The sequence below is a fragment of the Nocardia otitidiscaviarum genome (assembly GCF_007362295.1).
Taxonomy (GTDB): domain Bacteria; phylum Actinomycetota; class Actinomycetes; order Mycobacteriales; family Mycobacteriaceae; genus Nocardia; species Nocardia otitidiscaviarum.
Genome location: NZ_CP041695.1, coordinates 2,668,987 through 2,685,876, shown reverse-complemented (window position 1 = coordinate 2,685,876; position 16,890 = coordinate 2,668,987). Strand labels below are relative to the sequence as shown.

The window sequence follows — 16,890 nt, the reverse complement described above, 5'->3', positions numbered from 1 at the left end:
TTGAAGCACCGCCAGCGTGATTTGTGCCCCAAACCTGCCTCCGTAGCATGGCCACGACCGCAAATCCCGACGTCAAACCTATGAGGCGAACAGAACCGTGCAGTTCCTCCCCGGGCATAACCCGCCCTACGACTTGACCTACGACGATGTCTTCCTCGTCCCCAGCCGGACGGATGTGACGTCGCGATTCGATGTCGACCTGTCCACCAGCGACGGGACCGGCACCACCATTCCCGTCGTCGTCGCCAATATGACGGCCGTCGCGGGCAAGCGTATGGCCGAGACCGTGGCGCGCCGCGGCGGACTGGTGGTGCTGCCGCAGGATCTGCCGATCCCGGCCGCCGCCGAGACCATCGGTTTCGTGAAGAGCCGCTCGCTCACCGCCGACACGCCGGTGGTGCTGAGCCCGGAGCATTCGGTGTCCGACGCGCTCGGCCTCATCCACAAGCGCGCACACGGCGCGGTCGTGGTGGTCGAGGACGGCAAGCCGGTCGGTGTGGTCACCGAGAGCTCCTGCGCCGACGTGGACCGCTTCGCGCGGCTGCGCACCGTCGCCGACACCGATTTCGTCACCGCCGACGCCGCCACCTCGCCGCGCGACATCTTCGATCTGCTCGAGCACAACCACTCGACCATCGCCGTGCTGGTCAACGGCGACGGCAGCCTGGCGGGCGTGATGACCCGCACCGGCGCCGTCCGCACCGGCATCTACCAGCCCGCGGTCGACGCGCACGGCAAGCTGCGCATCGCCGCCGCCGTCGGCATCAACGGCGATATCCCGGCCAAGGCCAAGGCCCTGGTCGACGCCGGCGCCGACGTGCTGGTCATGGATACCGCGCACGGCCACCAGGGCAAGATGCTGGAGGCGCTGCGCTCGGTCTCCGGACTGGATCTGGGCGTGCCGATCGTGGCGGGCAACGTGGTCTCCGCGGCGGGCACCCGCGACCTCATCGAGGCGGGCGCGGACATCATCAAGGTCGGTGTCGGCCCCGGCGCCATGTGCACCACCCGCATGATGACCGGCGTGGGCCGCCCGCAGCTGTCGGCCGTGGCCGAATGCGCCGCCGCCGCCAAGGAATTCGGCAAGCACGTGTGGGCCGACGGCGGTGTCCGCCACCCGCGCGACGTGGCCCTGGCGCTCGCGGTCGGCGCGGCCAACGTGATGGTCGGCTCCTGGTTCGCGGGCACCTACGAATCGCCCGGCGATCTGCGCATCGACCGCGACGGCAACCGCTACAAGGAGAGCTTCGGCATGGCGTCCAAGCGCGCCGTCGCCGCCCGCACCGCCGCGGACTCCGCCTTCGACCGCGCCCGCAAGGCGCTGTTCGAGGAGGGCATCTCCTCCTCGCGCATGCGGCTGGATCCCGAGCGTCCCGGCGTGGAGGATCTGCTCGACCACATCACCTCCGGTGTGCGCAGCTCCTGCACCTACGCGGGCGCGAGCAACCTGGCGGAGTTCCACGAGCGCGCCATTCTGGGCGTGCAGTCGGCGGCCGGTTTCGCCGAGGGACGCCCGCTGCCGTCCGGCTGGTGACAGCGCGCCCACGCACCTGAGCCGGGTGGTTCCGGAGACGAACTCCGGGACCACCCGGTTTCGCGCGTCCGACGCGCTCACCGGCCCGTGCTGCCGGTAGCATGAGGGCAGCCGGGGTCGCCGCGGCGGCGATCTCGCATATCCGCACCGGCCCCGCACCCCGTATTCGATCTGCGAAAGGAACCAGTTGTCACCCGCGTCCGAGGGCGCCGCTCAGGAGGGCTCGTCTACCGAGCCGGGTGACAAACCCGGCGCCATCGCTCTCCCAGCACCGACTGCTCGGTGGTGCTGACCGTGTCCACCGTGTTCACCCTGCTCGCTCTGCTCGGCTTCCTGGCGTTGACCGCCGGGACGGCCTTGTTCGTGGCCGCCGAGTTCTCGCTCACCGCTCTGGAACGCTCCACCGTGGAGGCGCACGCCCGCGAGGGCGACCGCCCGGCCCGGCAGGTGCGCCAGGCGCATCGCACCCTGTCGTTCCAGCTCTCCGGCGCACAGCTGGGCATCACCATCACCACGCTGATCACCGGCTATATCGCCGAGCCGGTGCTGGCGCGGCTGCTGGAACCGCTGTTCACCGCCATCGGCCTGAGTTCGGGTATCGCGCACGGCATTTCGCTGGCGCTGGCGCTGATTCTGGCCACCTCGCTGTCCATGATCTACGGCGAGCTGGTGCCCAAGAACATCGCCATCGCCGCACCCTTGGAAACCGCGCGCTTCACCGCCGGGCCCATGGTGGCGTTCTCGGCCGTCTTCCGGTGGATGATCAATTTCCTGAACGGCACCGCGAACTGGGCGGTGCGCCGGATGGGCATCGAACCGGCCGAGGAGCTGCGGTCGGCGCGCTCACCGCAGGAACTGGGGTCGCTGGTGCGCACCTCGGCCCTGCACGGCGCGATCGACCAGCGCACCGCGCAGGTGGTGGACCGGTCGCTGCGTTTCGGTGAACGCTCCGCCGAGGAGCTCATGACCCCGCGCGTGAAGATCGAAACCCTGGACCAGGACGACACCATCGCCGACCTCATCGCCGCCGCGGGCCGCACCGGCTATTCGCGGTTCCCCGTCATCGACGGCGATCTGGACAACACGCTCGGCATCGTGCACATCAAACAGGCGTTCCTGCACCCGGTGCGGGCCCGGCGCAGCATCCGGCTGAAGTCCATCGCGCAGCCGGTGCCGATCGTGCCCGCCTCCCTGGACGGCGACGAGGTGCTCGAACGCGTGCGCGCCGACGGTATGCAGGTGACCCTGGTGGTCGACGAGTACGGCGGCACCGCGGGCATCGTCACCATGGAGGATCTCATCGAGGAGATCCTCGGCGATGTGCGCGACGAGCACGACGAGGAGGAACTCGACGTGCGCCGCACCGCCGCGGGCTGGAACTGCTCGGGCCTGCTGCGCATCGACGAGGTCTCGGCCACCACCGGATACCACGCGCCCGAGGGCGAGTACGAGACCCTGGGCGGGCTGGTGCTGACCCAGCTGGGCCGGATACCGGCGGCCGGGGACGAGGTGCTGCTCCCCCACTCCGACAACGCCTTCGAACCGCACACCCGCGGCGGCTGGATCGCCAAGGTGGAGCGGATGGACGGCCATCGCATCGACCGCGTGCTGCTGCGCCCGGTCGACGCCGAGGGCCTCGCGAACTGGGAGCAGCGACATGGGTGATTGGCTCGCGGTCCTGCTCACCGTCTTCCTGCTGCTCGGCAACGCCTTCTTCGTCGGCGCCGAGTTCGCGCTCATCTCCGCCCGCCGCGACCGGCTGGAAGCCCTTGCGGCACAGGGCAAGCGCAGCGCCACCACGGTGATCGAGGCGGCGCAGAATCTGTCCATGATGCTGGCGGCGGCGCAACTGGGCATCACCATCTGCTCCATTCTGCTGGGCCGGGTCGGTGAACCCGCGGTGGCGCATCTGCTGGAGCGGCCGTTCCACCTGATCGGCGTCCCGGATCAGCTGCTGCACCCGATCGCCTTCGCCGTGGCGCTCACCGTCGTGGTGGTGCTGCACATCCTGCTCGGCGAGATGATCCCGAAGAACATCGCCCTGGCCGGGCCGGAACGGATGGCGCTGCTGCTGGTTCCGGTGCATCTGATGTGGCTGCGGCTGGCGCGTCCGCTCATCGCGCTCTACAACCTGGCGGCGAATCTGACGCTGCGGGCGCTGCGCATCGAACCCAAGGACGAACTCGACGCCACCGTCTCCTCGGTGGAGTTGGCGGAGATGTTCGGCGAATCCCACTCCGAGGGGCTGCTGGACGAGGAGGAGCATCGCCGCCTCACCCAGGCGCTCGGCTCCAGCGACCGCCTGGTCGCCGATGTGATGGTGCCGCTGGCCAAGGTGCGGTCCGCCCCGCTGCGCGGCGACGGCACCACCCTCGGCGATATCGAATCCGCGGTGGCCGAGACCGGCTACTCCCGCTACCCGGTCCGCGCCACCGACGGCTCGCTGGTCGGCTACCTGCACGTCAAGGATGTCCTCGACCTGGTCGCCGACGACAAGGCCGGACCCGACACCCCGATCCCGCGCACCGATATCCGGCCGCTGCCCAGCGTGAGCAGCGGGGCCACCCTGTTCGAGGCGCTGGCCCGGTTGCGGCGCACCAACTCCCACCTCGGCCGGGTGGTGGACGGGCGCGGCACCACGGTCGGCATCGTGGCCCTGGAGGATCTGGTGGAGGAATTCGTGGGCACCGTCCGCGACGCCACCCACCGGCTCGCGGAATGAGCATGTCGGACGGTGAACTACGGGTGCTCGGGCCGCGGATCCTGCCGCGAACCGAGTGGCGCGACCGCGCCGCCGCCCACCGGGACCGGGTGGACGCGCTGATCGGGCCGTATCTGCGGCAGCGGGCGGCCGGTTCCACCCATCCGGTGATCGACTTCCTGTTCACCTATTACGGGCACAAGCCCGCGCAGTTGAAGCGATGGCATCCGGGCTACGGGGTGGCGCTCGCCGATGCCGTCGAGTACGCGGATTACCGCGGCTACCAAGGGATTCCACTATCCGCACCGGACGGTGACGGCACCGCGTGGACCGCGGCCCCCGCCTTTCTCGCCAAGCGCCGCGACACCATCGCCTTCGTCGCCGACCTGCTGGCGGCGACCGCCGCCCGCCCCGCCCAACTGTCCTGCTTCGGCCTGCACGAATGGGCCATGGTGTACCGCACCGACGACATCCGCCACCAGCAGGTCTCGCTGCGCCTCGGCACCGCGGGCACCGACGCGGTCGTCGAATCCATGCAACTGCGCTGCACTCACTTCGACGCCTACCGCTTCTTCACCCCGGACGCCGCCCCCCGCAACGCCGAACACCTCACCCGCGCCGACCAGATCGCCCGCGAACAACCCGGCTGCCTGCACGCCAACATGGACCTCTACAAGTGGGGCTTCAAACTCACCCCGCTCATCGACTCCGACCTCCTCTTCGACTGCTTCGCCCTGGCCTGCGCCGCCCGCGAACTCGACATGCGGGCCAGCCCCTACGACCTCACCACCTACGGCTACACCCCGATCCCCATCGAAACCCCGTCCGGCCGCGCCGAATACGTCCGCCAGCAGGCCCAGATCGCCCAGCGGGCCGAAACGCTGCGGACCAGGCTGACGGCTACCTGTCGAACGCTCCTGACAGCGGCCGATCGGTGAGCCGCCGGGCCGTCAGCGGCGCGAGGGCGATCGCCAGACCGATACCGGTGACGGGCAGCAGATCGAGGGTCAGGCTCGGCAGCAGGAAGCCGACCGCCACTACGAGCGGGCTCCAGCGGGGTAGCAGGCGGTGGTGGGCGAGCAGCGCGGCGAGGACGATCAGCCCGATGAAGAACAGTTGCGGGCCAACGGTGTAGACGGCGGGTCGAATGCCCGGCAGATCGGCGAAGTCGTCGGCCCGGCGGGACAGGTCGGCCTTGTCGGCGGCCAGCGCCGCGAGGGCGATATCGGCGCAGAACTGGACCACGGCGGCGGTCAGACCGATCAGAGTGGCTGCCGTCGTGGCGGCGCGCACGCGTGATCGGGGTAGCAGCCGAGCCATGGCCAGCACGATCGGGACGAACAACAGCATGCCGAGCAGTCCGGCCAGGTGAGCCGCCTGCCAGTCCGGTCCGGGGCCGTACTGGCCATCGGCGCGACCGATCAGACGCAGCACGCCGTAGCCGGAAATACACAGTGACGCGGAAACCAGCAGCGCTCCAAAGAATTTCACCGCAGTATCGTGACAGCTCGATTGCGCCGCGACCTCCGGGAAAACCCCGGTTCGACACCTGAGAGTGCACCGCTGCGGTCCCGGCCGCACGACCGCTGCCACGCTCTGCCGGCTATACGGCACCTCCCACAGCACGAAGGAGTCGACGGTGGGCTGACCGGAGTCGCCAATCCTCGCCAAACCCTACCGGTCGGTCAGATTGTCCATTAACTTATGACCGTATCCGGGGCCACAGTCCGCACTCGCGTGTGCCCCGAATCACTGACACTGATGTCCGGGAGAAGGTCGGGGTGACCGCAATGTCGCGGTGGACGAATGTGCGTCGGTCCAAGCCTGTCGTCGTGGTGGCGGCGGCGCTGCTGGCGGCGGCCGTGCTGCCGATCGGGGGTGCGTCGGCGGATCTGCAATCCGATATTCAGAATGCGGTGCGGGAGTTCCTCGATGTGGGGCGCACCGCCGTGCCGCGTGCCGACTGCGGGCCGGGGGCCATGCCGGAGCCCGGATTGCAGGGCGATGTTCCGGCCGCCGATCGCAGCAGCGGACGCAGCGCGCAGGGGTACCGGTGCAATATGACCTTCGTCGGCGGGTACGTCGGGCGGGGGGCGGGGATCACCTCGGCCACCTTCGAGCACTGCTCGTACACCGGGTCGTTCTTCCCCGGCAATATTCTCGGGCCGTCGCAGGGCGTGCAGGTGCTCGACGTCTCCGATCCGACCAACCCGGTGGTGACCGCCACCCTCACCGAACCGGCCATGCTGGCCGGGACGTGGGAGTCGCTCAAGGTCAATGCGGAGCGGAAGCTGTTGGTGGGCACCGGGGTTCCGATCGGTGAGGGTGCGGGGTACCTGTCGGTCTACGACATCTCCGACTGCGCGCATCCGCGCCTGCTGAATCCGGGACCGGGCACGAATCTGCTCATGCCGCTGCCGATCACCACGCACGAGGGCGGGTTCTCCCCCGACGGGCGCACCTACTGGGCCTCCGGTATCGCGCCCGGCTTCGTGAGCGCCATCGACCTGACCGACCCCGCGAACCCGCATGTCATCTGGCAGGGCCTGACCGGTATCGAGGCGCACGGGTTCGGCATCAGCCCAGACGGCAATCGCATGTACCTGTCCGCGCTCGGCGGTTTCACCGTGCTCGATATCAGCGCCGTGCAACGCCGCGACCCGAATCCGCAGGTACCGCATCTGGGCCGGGTGTTCTGGACCGACGGCTGGGCGACCCAGCACAGCGTGCCGGTCACCTACGACGGACACCCGTTCCTGTTCACGGTGGACGAAGGCGGTTCCGGCGGTGTGAAACTCATCGACATCGCCGACGAGACCGCGCCGACGGTAGCCGCCAAGATCAAGCTGGAGATCAACCTGCCGCAGCATCAGGATTCCCTCGTCGCGTCGTCGATGGGCGGTTCGGTGTTCTCCTACGACGCCCACTACTGCGCCGCCGACCGGCCCGCGAATCCCACCGCGCTGGCCTGCGGCTGGGAGTCCTCCGGCATCCGGGTCTTCGATGTGCGCGATCCGTTCGCCATTCGCGAGATCGCCTACTTCAACCCGCCCGCCCGCACCGGCCGCAATCTGGAGCTGTGGAACTCCCCGCACGCGCTGGCCTCGCTGATCGGCGTGCCCGCCATGGAGTTCCCGTCGGCGGCGCGCGCCATCCTGGAGGGGCAGTTCGACCTCGGGCAGGCGCTGTCGCAGCGCTCGGGCATGCTGGCCTTCGGCGACCTGTCCACCGACTGGTGCTTCGCCCCGCCGGAGTGGCACGGCAGCCACCTGTGGACCAGCTGCAACGACAACGGGTTCATGGTGTTGCAACTCGACGAGCGCGTGTACACCCCGCCCGCCGATCAGCAGTCCGTGGTCGGCTCGTGAACCGGCTGCGTGCCGTCGCCTACGTGGCGGCGGCGCTGCTGCTGGTGGCGATCGGTATGGCGCTGCGCCCCAGCCTGATTCCCGACGACCGGACCGCACCCCCGGTCCTGGATCCGGTCGAGATCGGGTTCACCCGGGATATGCTGACCCACCACGAACAGGCGCTGCTCATGGTGCAGCGCCTGGATCCGGCCGCCGATCCGGTGATTCGGCAACTGGCGCAGCAGATCTCCGACACTCAGCGGGTGGAGATCGGCACCATGCTGGGCTGGCTGCGGCTGGCCGACGTCTCCCCCGGCGGTCGCGAGCCGATGGCTTGGATGCACGACGGCGACACCACTGCCGCCCATCATCATTCGACCGCCCCCACCACCACGGCCACGAATTCCGACGGACTCATGCCCGGTATGGCCACCTGGGGCGAACTCGACGCCCTCGCCGCCGCTCGCGGGGCCGACGCCGAAACCCTGTTCCTGCAACTGATGCTGCGCCATCATCTGGGCGGCGTCACCATGGCGAAGGCCGCCGACGAACTGCTCACCTCGGGCCCGGTGAAAGAGGCGGCGCGGGCGATGATGACCGCCCAGAACCAGGAGGCGGGCATCATGACCATCATGCTGGCCCAGCGCGGCGCACAACCACTGCCCTGACTCCGCGCCCCACCGGCCCGTCGGTATCGTCGATAGCGTTCGACGGCCCACCGGGGCCGGGAGAGGTTGATCGAGAGCATGGCCCAGCCGCAGACCCTCACCATTCCGGAACATATCCACGGCTATCCGCGGGTGGCGTTCGGCGGCTATGTCGCGGGCATGCTGGCCCGGCACGCCGGGGCCGATACGGTCCGGGTCGACTTCCGCCGGGCGGTACCGGTCGGCGCGCCCGTCACCATCGCCGCCGACCCCGACCGCACCGCGCTGTCCGACGCCGACGGCCTGCTGCTGGCCGAGGCCGCGCCCGCGGCGCTCACCCTCGCTCCACCGGACGCGCCGTCCTGGTCGGAGGCCAAACGCGCCACCGAAGCGGCGCTGTCCTCTCCCGATCGCCAGGTCACCGACTGCTACGGCTGCGGCGTGCTGTGCGAACCCGGCCACGGACTGCGGCTGTTCCCGTGGGCCACCCCCGACCGCCGGGTCATGGCCGCCGCCTGGACGCCCGATCCGGGCCTGGCCGACGAGCACGGGGAGCTCCCGCCCGAAGTGGTCTGGTCCACCCTGGACTGCCCCGGCGGCATCGCGGCCTGGGTGTTCCAGGGCATGGGCCAGGGCGCGGTCACCGCGGCCCTGACCGCCACCCAGACGCAGCCCGTCCTCGCCGGCGCCGAATACATCGCCTACGCCTGGGCCCAGCACCGGGACGGCCGCAAACACACTGTCGGCGTGGCACTGTCGACCCCGGACGGGCAGCCGTGCGCGGTCGCCGAGGCGCTCTGGGTCGCCCCGCGCACCGCCTGATCACTCCGGCCAGGCCGAGCCCTCGATCACCGCGACGAAGTTCGTTCGCGTGAAGCCCGGCGAGAACCGTTCCAGCACATCGGCTTTCACATTGCCGAAGGTGGTGGCCGGACGGTGCGCGATGCCGTCGGTGAAGGCGGCCAGGATGCGTCGTTTGAATTCGGGCCGCGGATGCGCGGCCACCACCGCGGCCCGCTGCTCGGCGCTGATGTCGTGATAGCCGATGCCGAGCACATCCAGTTCGACTCCCGCTGTCACCAGCGCGATCTCGGGTGCCATGCGGGTCGGGATCTCCGGGGTGGTGTGCAGTGCGATGGCGGTCCACACCAGATCGGCGCGCTGGTCGGCGATCCCGTGGGCGTGCAGGAATTTGCGCGCCTCGTCCGCGCCGTCGATCTCGAACCGCTGGTCGTCGGTGCGGTAGCGGTCGGTGAGGCCGAGATCGTGGAACAGTGCGCCGATGTAGAGCAGTTCGGCGTCGAAGTCGAGGCCGCGGCGGCGGCCCTGGAGCGCGCCGAACAGGAATACCCGCCGGGAGTGATCGTAGATCAGCGGCGCGGCGGCGTCGCGGACGAGTTCGGTGGCCTCGCGGGCCAGGGCGCTGTCGGGGATGGCGATATCGGCGATCGTGGTCATGGATCGAGCTTCGCCCGTCCGCCCGCACCGCCACCATGGCCATCCGGCCGCGAACCCCTCGGATTCGGCCATTAAGCTCGCGGGGGTGAGCCGCACGATCGCGGTGGCGGTGTACGACGGCGTCCGCCTGCTGGACGCCACCGCCCCGATGGAAGTCTTCAGCACCGCACTGGCATTGGGCGGCGGATACGAGCTCGTGCTGTGTTCGCCGGACGGCGGTCCGGTCACCACCTCGGCGAGGACGAGTCTCACGGCGCACACCTCCTACGCCGATGTCCGGGGCGCGCACACGGTGCTGATTCCGGGCTCCGCGCGGTTGCCGCAGGCTCCCGCACCGCCCGAACTAATTTCCGCCATACCGGATTTCGCCGCCGGTGCGCGCCGGATCGCGTCGGTGTGCACCGGCGCCTTCGCCCTCGCGCAGGCGGGCGTGCTCGACGGCCGCCGCGCCACCACACACTGGCGGCACGCCGCCACGCTCGCTCGCGCGCACCCGCGGGTGACGGTGGAGCCGGACGCCATCTACGTGCGCGACGACACGGTCTACACCTCGGCCGGTGTCAGCGCCGGTATCGATCTGGCGCTGGCACTGGTGGAGGCCGACGAGGGTGCGGAGCTGGCCCGGGATGTGGCGCGGGACCTGGTGGTCTTCCTACAGCGGCCGGGCGGGCAATCCCAGTTCTCGGTGGCCGCGCGGCTGCCCCGCCCCCGCCACGATCCGCTGCGCGCCCTGCTCGACGACGTCCTCGCCGATCCCACCGCCGACCATTCCCTGCCAGCCATGGCCGACCGCGCCGCCCTCAGCGTCCGGCATCTGACCCGGCTGTTCCGCGAACATCTCGACACCACCCCGGCCGCCTTCGTGGAAGCGGTCCGGCTGGAGGCGGCGCAGACCCTGCTGGAATCGGGCGAATCCATCGCCCGCACCGCCCACCGCTGCGGCCTGGGCAGCGAGGAATCACTGCGCCGCGCCTTCCTGCGCCACCTCGGCGTCACCCCCTCGGCCTACCGCACCCGCTTCCGCACGGCGCTGCACCGGGCCTAGGCGGTGCGCAACTCCGCCGCACCGAAGGACACATTGAACCGGTCGCACCAGATCGACACGCTCCGCAGTGTCGACAGGTCGACGTCGGCGGGAATCTCGTAGTTCTGACTCCCCTTGTTGCCCTTCAGATTTCCCAGACTCACGAACGCGCCGTCGTCGAAGACACCCCACCCGTCACGCCCGGGCAGCACCGGGGCGTCACTGAGCCACACGAACAGCGCGGGCCCGTCCGAGGTGTCGAGGTCCTCCAGCCGCAGCACGCGCTGACCGTTGCCCAGGTCGAGCACCCGCAGCGTGCCGCTGGTGGCGTGCTCGTGCGAGATGAACTCGCCGGTGTAGAGCGTGCGCGGCCGCGCGGGCGTCGCACCGGGGGTGACCGGGGCGTTCACCGTGGGCGCCGCCTCCTCGACCGTGGTGTTGGTGAACAGCCGCCAGGGCTGGAACAGCGCCAGCCCGATACCGAGCGCGACCACCAGGACCGCCACCACCGCCCAGGCGATGGGGGATCGAGTGAGCCTGCGTACCGACACCATGTTTCATCCTCCGAGTTCCGTGTTCGCCGTCGCTGTCTCGATTCAACCTGGTCCGCGTGGCCTGGTCGCCCCGCCGGGACACACCGTCACACCTTCGTCACACCTCACGCGAACCCACTCTTAGAAACCGTTGCGTAGCTACGTTACCGTAGCTACCCTGAGGGCGTTCCCCCCGAAAGGATTCCGGCGATGTCCGCTGCCCTCCCTCTCTCCATCGACTGGACCGCTACCCGCGGCACCTCATGCACCACCTTGACCACCCACGTCTGGACCGCACCGCCGCTGCGACGCGGTGAACCCCTACACGACAAGGCCTTCGCCGCACTGCGCGCACTGGAAGCCGATTACGTCCGGCTGCTGCCCTGGTTCTCTTCGCCGAAACTGTCGGTGCCCGAGCTGTATCCGCCCGTCGACGGCCACACCTCCTGGGACTTCGCGCAGCTCGACCAGTTCATGGACGACTGCCTGTCGGCCACCGCGGGACGGCCCGTGGTGGCGAACTTCGCGACCATCCCCACCTGGATGTTCCACACCGCGCAACCCGTCGCGCCGCAGGATGATCCGGCGGCAATCCACTGGGATTACGAGCAGGGCACCGAATTTCGCGACCCCACCCTCACCGAGGTCGCCGACCACTTCGAGCGCATCGGCCGCTGGTATCTGGCGGGCGGATTCACCGATCAGTTCGGCGTACGCCACACCTCCGGGCGCCGGCACCGATTCGCCTACTGGGAGGTGCTCTGCGAACCCGATATCGGTCACCGGCTGTCACCGCAGGTCTACACCCGCCTCTACGACGCGGTGGTGGAGCGGCTGCGGGAACTCGATCCCGAGATGAAGTTCGTCGGGCTGTCACTCAGTCCGGTGACACAGGATCCGGAGTACTTCTGGCATTTCCTGGATCCCGCGAACCACCGGGCCGGCATTCCGGTCGACGCCGTGTCGTATCACTTCTACGCCACCCCGGATATCCTCGATCCCACCAGCGCCGAACGGAATCCGCCGTTCGAGGAATGGCGCGGCACCTTCTTCGCCCAGGCGGAGGGGTTCATCACCCAGGTGCTGCTGATCGATTCCATACGCCGCAGACTGTCTCCGCACACGAAGACCTTCATCAACGAGATCGGGTCCTTCGCACCGGACGTGATGAGCACCGAACCCGATATCCCCCAGGACTATTGGACACTCGGCGGTGCGGTGATCGCATACCTGTGGTCGCGGCTGACCGAGCTGGGCATCGATATCGTCGGCGTGGCCGAGTTCATGGACTATCCGGGCATGATCGCGGGAACGTCACTGCTGGACTGGAACACCGGCGAACCCAACGCCCGCTACCGGGTGCTCCAGCTTCTGCTGGAGCATTTCGGTCCGGGCGACGAGCTGTTCGACACCGCGATCGGACACCCCATGGCACCGGAGGGCCGCCTGCACGCGCGAGCCTTCCGGACCGCGGCCGGTGAGCGGAAGGTCCTGCTGGTGAACAAGTACCCCGATCCGATCGCGGTCCGCTGCACCGCACCCGACCGGCCGCGGTCGATGGCGGTCGTGGACACCGGGACCGGTGCGGGCCCGGCCGCCGTCCGCGACAATCCGGGTGACGTCCTGGAGCTCGGCCCGTACGCGACCGCGGTCGTCACCCTGGCCACCACCGCCGACTAGTCTGCATCGGAACGTACCTCCCGACCCGACGAAGGACCGACAACCATGCCGAGCACGCGCGGCCGCCGCAGCGACGCCGAGGTGGTGGCGGCGATTCGCACCGCCGTCATCGAGGAGTTCGACGAGGTCGGCCTCGGCAGGCTCACCATGGAACGCATCGCCCAGCGCTCCGGCATCGCGAAAACCTCGCTGTACCGGCGCTGGGACAGTCCGCAGGCGGTATTGCTGGATGCCGTCCGCTCCGCATTCCCGCACGAGACGGTCTCGGCCACCGACGATCTCCGCCACGATCTGATCGCGGCACTGAAACTGCTGGTCGACTGGATGGATACGCCGACGGCGCGCGCCGTCGCGGCGATTCTGCTGGACCGCGCCCGCTATCCGGAGCTGGCCGAGGCCGTCTACTCGGATGTCTTCGAGCCCGCGGGCGGCCGCTTCACCAGCACGGTCCTGCATCACTACGCGCGCATCGGGCGAATCGATCCGGCGCGGCTCACCCCCGTGGTCCTCGATATCGGTGAGGCGCTGGTACTCAAGATCGCGTTCGACACCGGCGCGCTGCCCGGCGAGCGGACCCTCGCCGATATCGTCGACCAGGCCATCCTGCCCGCCGTCGGACTCACCCCCTGAGCCCGGACGGGGCCTTGACTTCAGCTGGACCTGATGATCGGGTTGTCGCTTGCCGGTGTCCGGGCGCTGTTCACCGGGCCGCCGGATCGGTCACGGCGTCGAAATGCGCACGCAGAGCGTGGATTACGGCGGTGAGCACGCGGTGGGTGGCGTACAGGTCGGCGTCGGAGAACTCGGCCATGGCCGCGCGGGTGCGCTGGCCGAGTGGCAGGAAGAAGTTCTCGGCGGCCGCGCGGCCGGAGTCGTCGTGGTGCAGGATCACTCGGCGACGGTCACTCGGGTCGTCGGCGCGGCGCAGATAGCCGGATTCACTCAGCCGCTCCACCAGGTAGGTGACCGCGGGTGAGGACATGCCCATGAGCTTGCCGAGCTGGCCGGGGGTGAGCGGGCGATCGGCGAATTCGGCGGTGGCGACGTGCAACAGCGCCCGAAAGTCGTTGGGGCGCAAGTTCTCCGATCGCGCGAAGGCATGGCCCAGCTGCTCGGACACGGCGGTCAGGGCGCGCAGGTCCGCGCCGATCTCCGTCTCCAGCGCCGCACGGTCCTCCGCCGCGGCCGATCCGCGCGGGATGGCGGTCGAATCGCTCTCACTCACGGAGTCAGCCTAAACCGCTCACCAGTTCTCTCGATTGCTTAATAATTAAGAATCTGAGATATTTGGTCGAGTGGGTATCTGGGATCGCTACGCGACACTGGTCACGGCACGCCGGTCATGGCTGTTGCCGATACTGCTCATCGCCGTCGGCGGAGCGCTCATGGCGGGTATCGGCAAGAACGACACGGCGGGCAGCGCCCCGCAGTCACTGCCCGCGAGCGCGGAATCCGCCCGCGCGGACCGGGCACTGGAGCAGTTCCCGGATGCGGACACCGCCGCCGCCATCGCCGTGGTGACCCGCGCCGACGGCGGCGCGCTGACCGAGTCCGATCGGGCCGCGGTAGCCGATGCGGTGGCCCGCACGACCGCCTCCGGCGCGCCCCCGGCCGATGCGCTCGTCCCCGCCCCCGACGGCGCGGCCGTTCTCGCCTCGATCCCGGTGCCCGCCGACCTGAGCGGCACGGAGCTCTCCGACCGCGTCGATCGGCTGCGCCAGGACGCCCGCGCCGGACTGCCCGACGACCTGGTCCTCGAGGTCACCGGCGGCCCCGCTTTCGCCGCCGACATCTCCGACTCCTTCGCGGGCGCGAACACCACGCTGCTGGCGGTGACCGCGAGCGTGGTCGCCCTGCTGCTCATCCTCACCTACCGCTCCCCCGTGCTGTGGCTGGTTCCGCTGCTGGTGATCGGACTCGCCGACCGGGTCGCGATCAGCGTCGCCACCGGCCTGGCCCGCTGGACCGGGCTCACCTTCGACGGCTCCACCTCCGGCATCACCAGCGTGCTGGTGTTCGGCGCGGGCACCAACTACGCACTGCTGCTGGTCTCCCGCTACCGCGACGAACTACGCCGTGAGCCCGACCACCGCGCGGCGCTGCGGCGGGCCGTCGGCCGCGCCGGACCCGCCATCCTGGCCAGCAATCTGACCGTCGTGACCGCCCTGCTCGTCCTGCTGTTGGCCGCCGCGCCCAGCACCCGCAGCCTGGGCGCGCTGGCCGCGGCCGGACTGCTGGTGGCGCTGGCCTTCGTCCTCGTCGGGCTGCCGCCCGCGCTGGCCCTGTGCGGGCGGCGGGTGTTCTGGCCCTTCGTCCCGCGACCCGACGGCACCGATCTCGCCGAACGGGGCGCGTGGCACACCCTCGCCACCCGCGTCACCGACCGGCCGCTGCCGGTGCTGGCGGCGACCACGGCGCTGCTCGCGGTCTGCGTGGCGGGGCTGTTCACCGTCGAGGTCGGCCTCTCGCAGACCGAGCAGTTCCGGGTGCGCGCGGAATCCGTCGACGGATTCGACACCCTCGCCCGGCATTTCCCCGCGGGAGCGTCGGACCCCACCGTGGTGGTGGTCCGCTCCGAGGCCGACGCGGCCGTCGGCGAGGTGCTGACCGGGACCCCCGGCGTGGTGCGGGCGACCCCGACCGGCACCGCGCCGACCGGCCTGACCCGCTGGTCGGTGGTGCTCGACGCGCCACCCGCCTCGGACCGCTCGGCCGAACTCGTCCGCACGCTGCGCGCCGGGCTCGCCGACATCCCCGACGCGCAGGCGCTGGTCGGCGGCAGCGACGCCGAGGCCCTGGACACGAGTACGACGGCGGGACGTGACCGGCTCGTCGTCATCCCGCTCATCCTGGCCGTGGTGCTGCTGATCCTGTTCGCCCTGCTGCGCGCCGTCCCGGCCGCCCTGCTGCTGGTCGCGGTGACGGTTCTGAGCGCGCTGGCCGCCCTGGGTCTGGGCAGCTGGCTCGGCACCCACGTGTTCGGTTTCCCGGCGCTGGATACGAACGTACCGCTGTTCGCGTTCCTGTTCCTGGTGGCGCTGGGCGTCGACTACACCATCTTCCTGGTCACCCGGGTTCGCGAGGAGACGCCGGAGTACGGCACCACCCGCGCCATGGTGCGCGCGGTCTCGGCCACCGGCGCGGTCATCACCAGCGCGGGCATCGTGCTGGCGGCGGTGTTCACGGTGCTCGGGGTGCTGCCGCTGATCACCCTGACCCAGCTCGGCATCGTCGTCGGCATCGGCATCGTGCTCGACACCTTCGTGGTGCGCACCGTCGTCATCCCGGCGTTGTTCCGGCTGATCGGTGCGCGCATCTGGTGGCCGAGCCGCCCGGACGCGCACACCGCCCGGGTTTCGACCACCACACCGAGGGAAGCCGCCGTAGGAGCGGTGACAGAACGGAGTGATCATGAACAGCCGAGCGGGAACGAGTGATTCGACCGTGCGTCGATCCGGACCGGCGCACTACGGCACCGGCGCGCAGGTGGCCGGGCTGGCGGTGATCGCGCTGCTGGTCGCCGCGGCGGCCGCGGTCGGGAATCTGTCGGCGGTCTCGACCGCCGACAAGTACGAAGCCCTGGAACAACCGGCCTGGGCACCGCCCTCGTGGCTGTTCGGTCCGGTGTGGACGCTGCTCTACTCGCTCATGGCGATCGCGGCGTGGCTGGTGTGGCGCGCCGCGCCGTGGCAGCGGGTGCGTGTCGCCCTCGGTGTCTTCGTGGTCCAGCTGATCCTGAACGCGCTGTGGACGCCGCTGTTCTTCGCGGCCGAATGGCGCGGGGTGGCCTTCGCGGAGATCCTGGTCCTGCTGGTCGCAATCGTCGCCACCATCGTGCTGTTCGCGCGCCACCAGCGGTGGGCCGCCGGAATGCTCGTACCCTATCTGCTGTGGACCGTCTTCGCGGCGGCGCTGAATCTGGCCGTCTGGCAGTTGAACACCTGACGGTGCACACCTGAGCCG

Annotated in this window: 16 protein-coding genes; 12 read left to right on the top strand and 4 right to left on the bottom strand. The window is 70.0% G+C overall.

What is annotated here, in order from left to right:
* Nucleotides 1-97 precede the first annotated feature (97 nt).
* The 4 genes from FOH10_RS11730 (at nucleotide 98) to FOH10_RS11715 (ending at nucleotide 5,173) form a co-directional block, all read left to right on the top strand.
* Nucleotides 98-1,534 (top strand): GuaB1 family IMP dehydrogenase-related protein, encoded by a 1,437-nt coding sequence (locus tag FOH10_RS11730; RefSeq protein ID WP_143980727.1) that lies wholly within the window; start codon nucleotides 98-100, stop codon nucleotides 1,532-1,534.
* 294 nt (nucleotides 1,535-1,828) lie between these two features.
* The gene (locus FOH10_RS11725) at nucleotides 1,829-3,199 is read left to right on the top strand and encodes a hemolysin family protein (protein WP_143980726.1); all 1,371 of its coding nucleotides are present in this window, start codon (nucleotides 1,829-1,831) and stop codon (nucleotides 3,197-3,199) included.
* Nucleotides 3,192-4,256 (top strand): hemolysin family protein, encoded by a 1,065-nt coding sequence (locus tag FOH10_RS11720; protein WP_143980725.1) that lies wholly within the window; start codon nucleotides 3,192-3,194, stop codon nucleotides 4,254-4,256. The genes FOH10_RS11725 and FOH10_RS11720 overlap by 8 nt, the downstream gene beginning before the upstream one ends.
* On the top strand, nucleotides 4,253-5,173 hold the full coding sequence (locus tag FOH10_RS11715; protein WP_244961903.1) for a 3-methyladenine DNA glycosylase: 921 nt from the start codon (nucleotides 4,253-4,255) through the stop codon (nucleotides 5,171-5,173). Before FOH10_RS11720 ends, FOH10_RS11715 begins: the two co-directional genes overlap by 4 nt.
* Here the strand turns inward: FOH10_RS11715 and FOH10_RS11710 are convergent.
* A complete protein-coding gene (locus FOH10_RS11710) occupies nucleotides 5,136-5,726 on the bottom strand; it encodes a DUF4386 family protein (RefSeq protein ID WP_143980724.1) in 591 nt (196 codons plus the stop codon). The genes FOH10_RS11715 and FOH10_RS11710 overlap by 38 nt on opposite strands.
* A 299-nt stretch (nucleotides 5,727-6,025) precedes the next feature.
* Here FOH10_RS11710 and FOH10_RS11705 point away from each other — a divergent pair, with 299 nt between their 5' ends.
* From FOH10_RS11705 to FOH10_RS11695, 3 genes are all read left to right on the top strand, one after another.
* Nucleotides 6,026-7,603, top strand: coding sequence for an LVIVD repeat-containing protein (locus tag FOH10_RS11705; RefSeq protein ID WP_143980723.1), 1,578 nt, complete (start codon nucleotides 6,026-6,028; stop codon nucleotides 7,601-7,603).
* A 56-nt stretch (nucleotides 7,604-7,659) separates the two neighbouring features.
* A complete protein-coding gene (locus FOH10_RS11700; protein WP_143984028.1) occupies nucleotides 7,660-8,253 on the top strand; it encodes a DUF305 domain-containing protein in 594 nt (197 codons plus the stop codon).
* Between the two features lie 78 nt (nucleotides 8,254-8,331).
* Entirely contained in the window at nucleotides 8,332-9,054 is a 723-nt protein-coding gene (locus FOH10_RS11695; protein ID WP_143980722.1) for a PaaI family thioesterase, read from the top strand.
* On the opposite strand, the gene FOH10_RS11690 is transcribed toward FOH10_RS11695, so the two are convergent.
* The gene (locus FOH10_RS11690) at nucleotides 9,055-9,690 is read right to left on the bottom strand and encodes an HD domain-containing protein (protein WP_143980721.1); all 636 of its coding nucleotides are present in this window, start codon (nucleotides 9,688-9,690) and stop codon (nucleotides 9,055-9,057) included.
* A gap of 85 nt (nucleotides 9,691-9,775) precedes the next feature.
* Between FOH10_RS11690 and FOH10_RS11685 the strand changes: the two genes are divergently transcribed.
* The gene (locus tag FOH10_RS11685; RefSeq protein ID WP_244961902.1) at nucleotides 9,776-10,735 is read left to right on the top strand and encodes a GlxA family transcriptional regulator; all 960 of its coding nucleotides are present in this window, start codon (nucleotides 9,776-9,778) and stop codon (nucleotides 10,733-10,735) included.
* On the opposite strand, the gene FOH10_RS11680 is transcribed toward FOH10_RS11685, so the two are convergent.
* On the bottom strand, nucleotides 10,732-11,268 hold the full coding sequence (locus FOH10_RS11680) for a DM13 domain-containing protein (protein WP_143980719.1): 537 nt from the start codon (nucleotides 11,266-11,268) through the stop codon (nucleotides 10,732-10,734). The two genes, FOH10_RS11685 and FOH10_RS11680, sit on opposite strands and share 4 nt — an antisense overlap.
* A gap of 189 nt (nucleotides 11,269-11,457) precedes the next feature.
* Here FOH10_RS11680 and FOH10_RS11675 point away from each other — a divergent pair, with 189 nt between their 5' ends.
* Both FOH10_RS11675 and FOH10_RS11670 read left to right on the top strand, forming a co-directional pair.
* A complete protein-coding gene (locus tag FOH10_RS11675) occupies nucleotides 11,458-12,927 on the top strand; it encodes a hypothetical protein (protein WP_186000800.1) in 1,470 nt (489 codons plus the stop codon).
* Between the two features lie 45 nt (nucleotides 12,928-12,972).
* Entirely contained in the window at nucleotides 12,973-13,557 is a 585-nt protein-coding gene (locus tag FOH10_RS11670; RefSeq protein ID WP_143980718.1) for a TetR/AcrR family transcriptional regulator, read from the top strand.
* 70 nt (nucleotides 13,558-13,627) lie between these two features.
* Here FOH10_RS11670 and FOH10_RS11665 read toward each other — a convergent pair whose 3' ends face one another.
* Nucleotides 13,628-14,152, bottom strand: a complete 525-nt coding sequence (locus FOH10_RS11665) for a MarR family winged helix-turn-helix transcriptional regulator (RefSeq protein ID WP_244961901.1) — start codon at nucleotides 14,150-14,152, stop codon at nucleotides 13,628-13,630.
* Between the two features lie 160 nt (nucleotides 14,153-14,312).
* On the opposite strand from FOH10_RS11665, the gene FOH10_RS11660 reads away from it, so the two are divergent.
* Nucleotides 14,313-16,364, top strand: coding sequence for an MMPL family transporter (locus FOH10_RS11660; protein ID WP_143984026.1), 2,052 nt, complete (start codon nucleotides 14,313-14,315; stop codon nucleotides 16,362-16,364).
* Nucleotides 16,339-16,872: a TspO/MBR family protein gene (locus FOH10_RS11655; protein WP_143980717.1), complete on the top strand. Its 534-nt coding sequence runs from the start codon at nucleotides 16,339-16,341 to the stop codon at nucleotides 16,870-16,872. Before FOH10_RS11660 ends, FOH10_RS11655 begins: the two co-directional genes overlap by 26 nt.
* Nucleotides 16,873-16,890: the final 18 nt, after the last annotated feature.

What these genes read in the sequence shown, in the direction of transcription:
- FOH10_RS11720 (WP_143980725.1), top strand. Translation starts at nt 3,192, where the DNA reads ATGGGTGATTGGCTCGCGGTCCTGCTCACCGTCTTCCTGCTGCTCGGC.
- FOH10_RS11715 (WP_244961903.1), top strand. Translation starts at nt 4,253, where the DNA reads ATGAGCATGTCGGACGGTGAACTACGGGTGCTCGGGCCGCGGATCCTG.
- FOH10_RS11705 (WP_143980723.1), top strand. Translation starts at nt 6,026, where the DNA reads ATGTCGCGGTGGACGAATGTGCGTCGGTCCAAGCCTGTCGTCGTGGTG.
- FOH10_RS11700 (WP_143984028.1), top strand. Translation starts at nt 7,660, where the DNA reads ATGGCGCTGCGCCCCAGCCTGATTCCCGACGACCGGACCGCACCCCCG.
- FOH10_RS11695 (WP_143980722.1), top strand. Translation starts at nt 8,332, where the DNA reads ATGGCCCAGCCGCAGACCCTCACCATTCCGGAACATATCCACGGCTAT.
- FOH10_RS11690 (WP_143980721.1), bottom strand. Translation starts at nt 9,690, where the DNA reads ATGACCACGATCGCCGATATCGCCATCCCCGACAGCGCCCTGGCCCGC.
- FOH10_RS11680 (WP_143980719.1), bottom strand. Translation starts at nt 11,268, where the DNA reads ATGGTGTCGGTACGCAGGCTCACTCGATCCCCCATCGCCTGGGCGGTG.
- FOH10_RS11675 (WP_186000800.1), top strand. Translation starts at nt 11,458, where the DNA reads ATGTCCGCTGCCCTCCCTCTCTCCATCGACTGGACCGCTACCCGCGGC.
- FOH10_RS11670 (WP_143980718.1), top strand. Translation starts at nt 12,973, where the DNA reads ATGCCGAGCACGCGCGGCCGCCGCAGCGACGCCGAGGTGGTGGCGGCG.
- FOH10_RS11660 (WP_143984026.1), top strand. Translation starts at nt 14,313, where the DNA reads ATGGCGGGTATCGGCAAGAACGACACGGCGGGCAGCGCCCCGCAGTCA.
- FOH10_RS11655 (WP_143980717.1), top strand. Translation starts at nt 16,339, where the DNA reads ATGAACAGCCGAGCGGGAACGAGTGATTCGACCGTGCGTCGATCCGGA.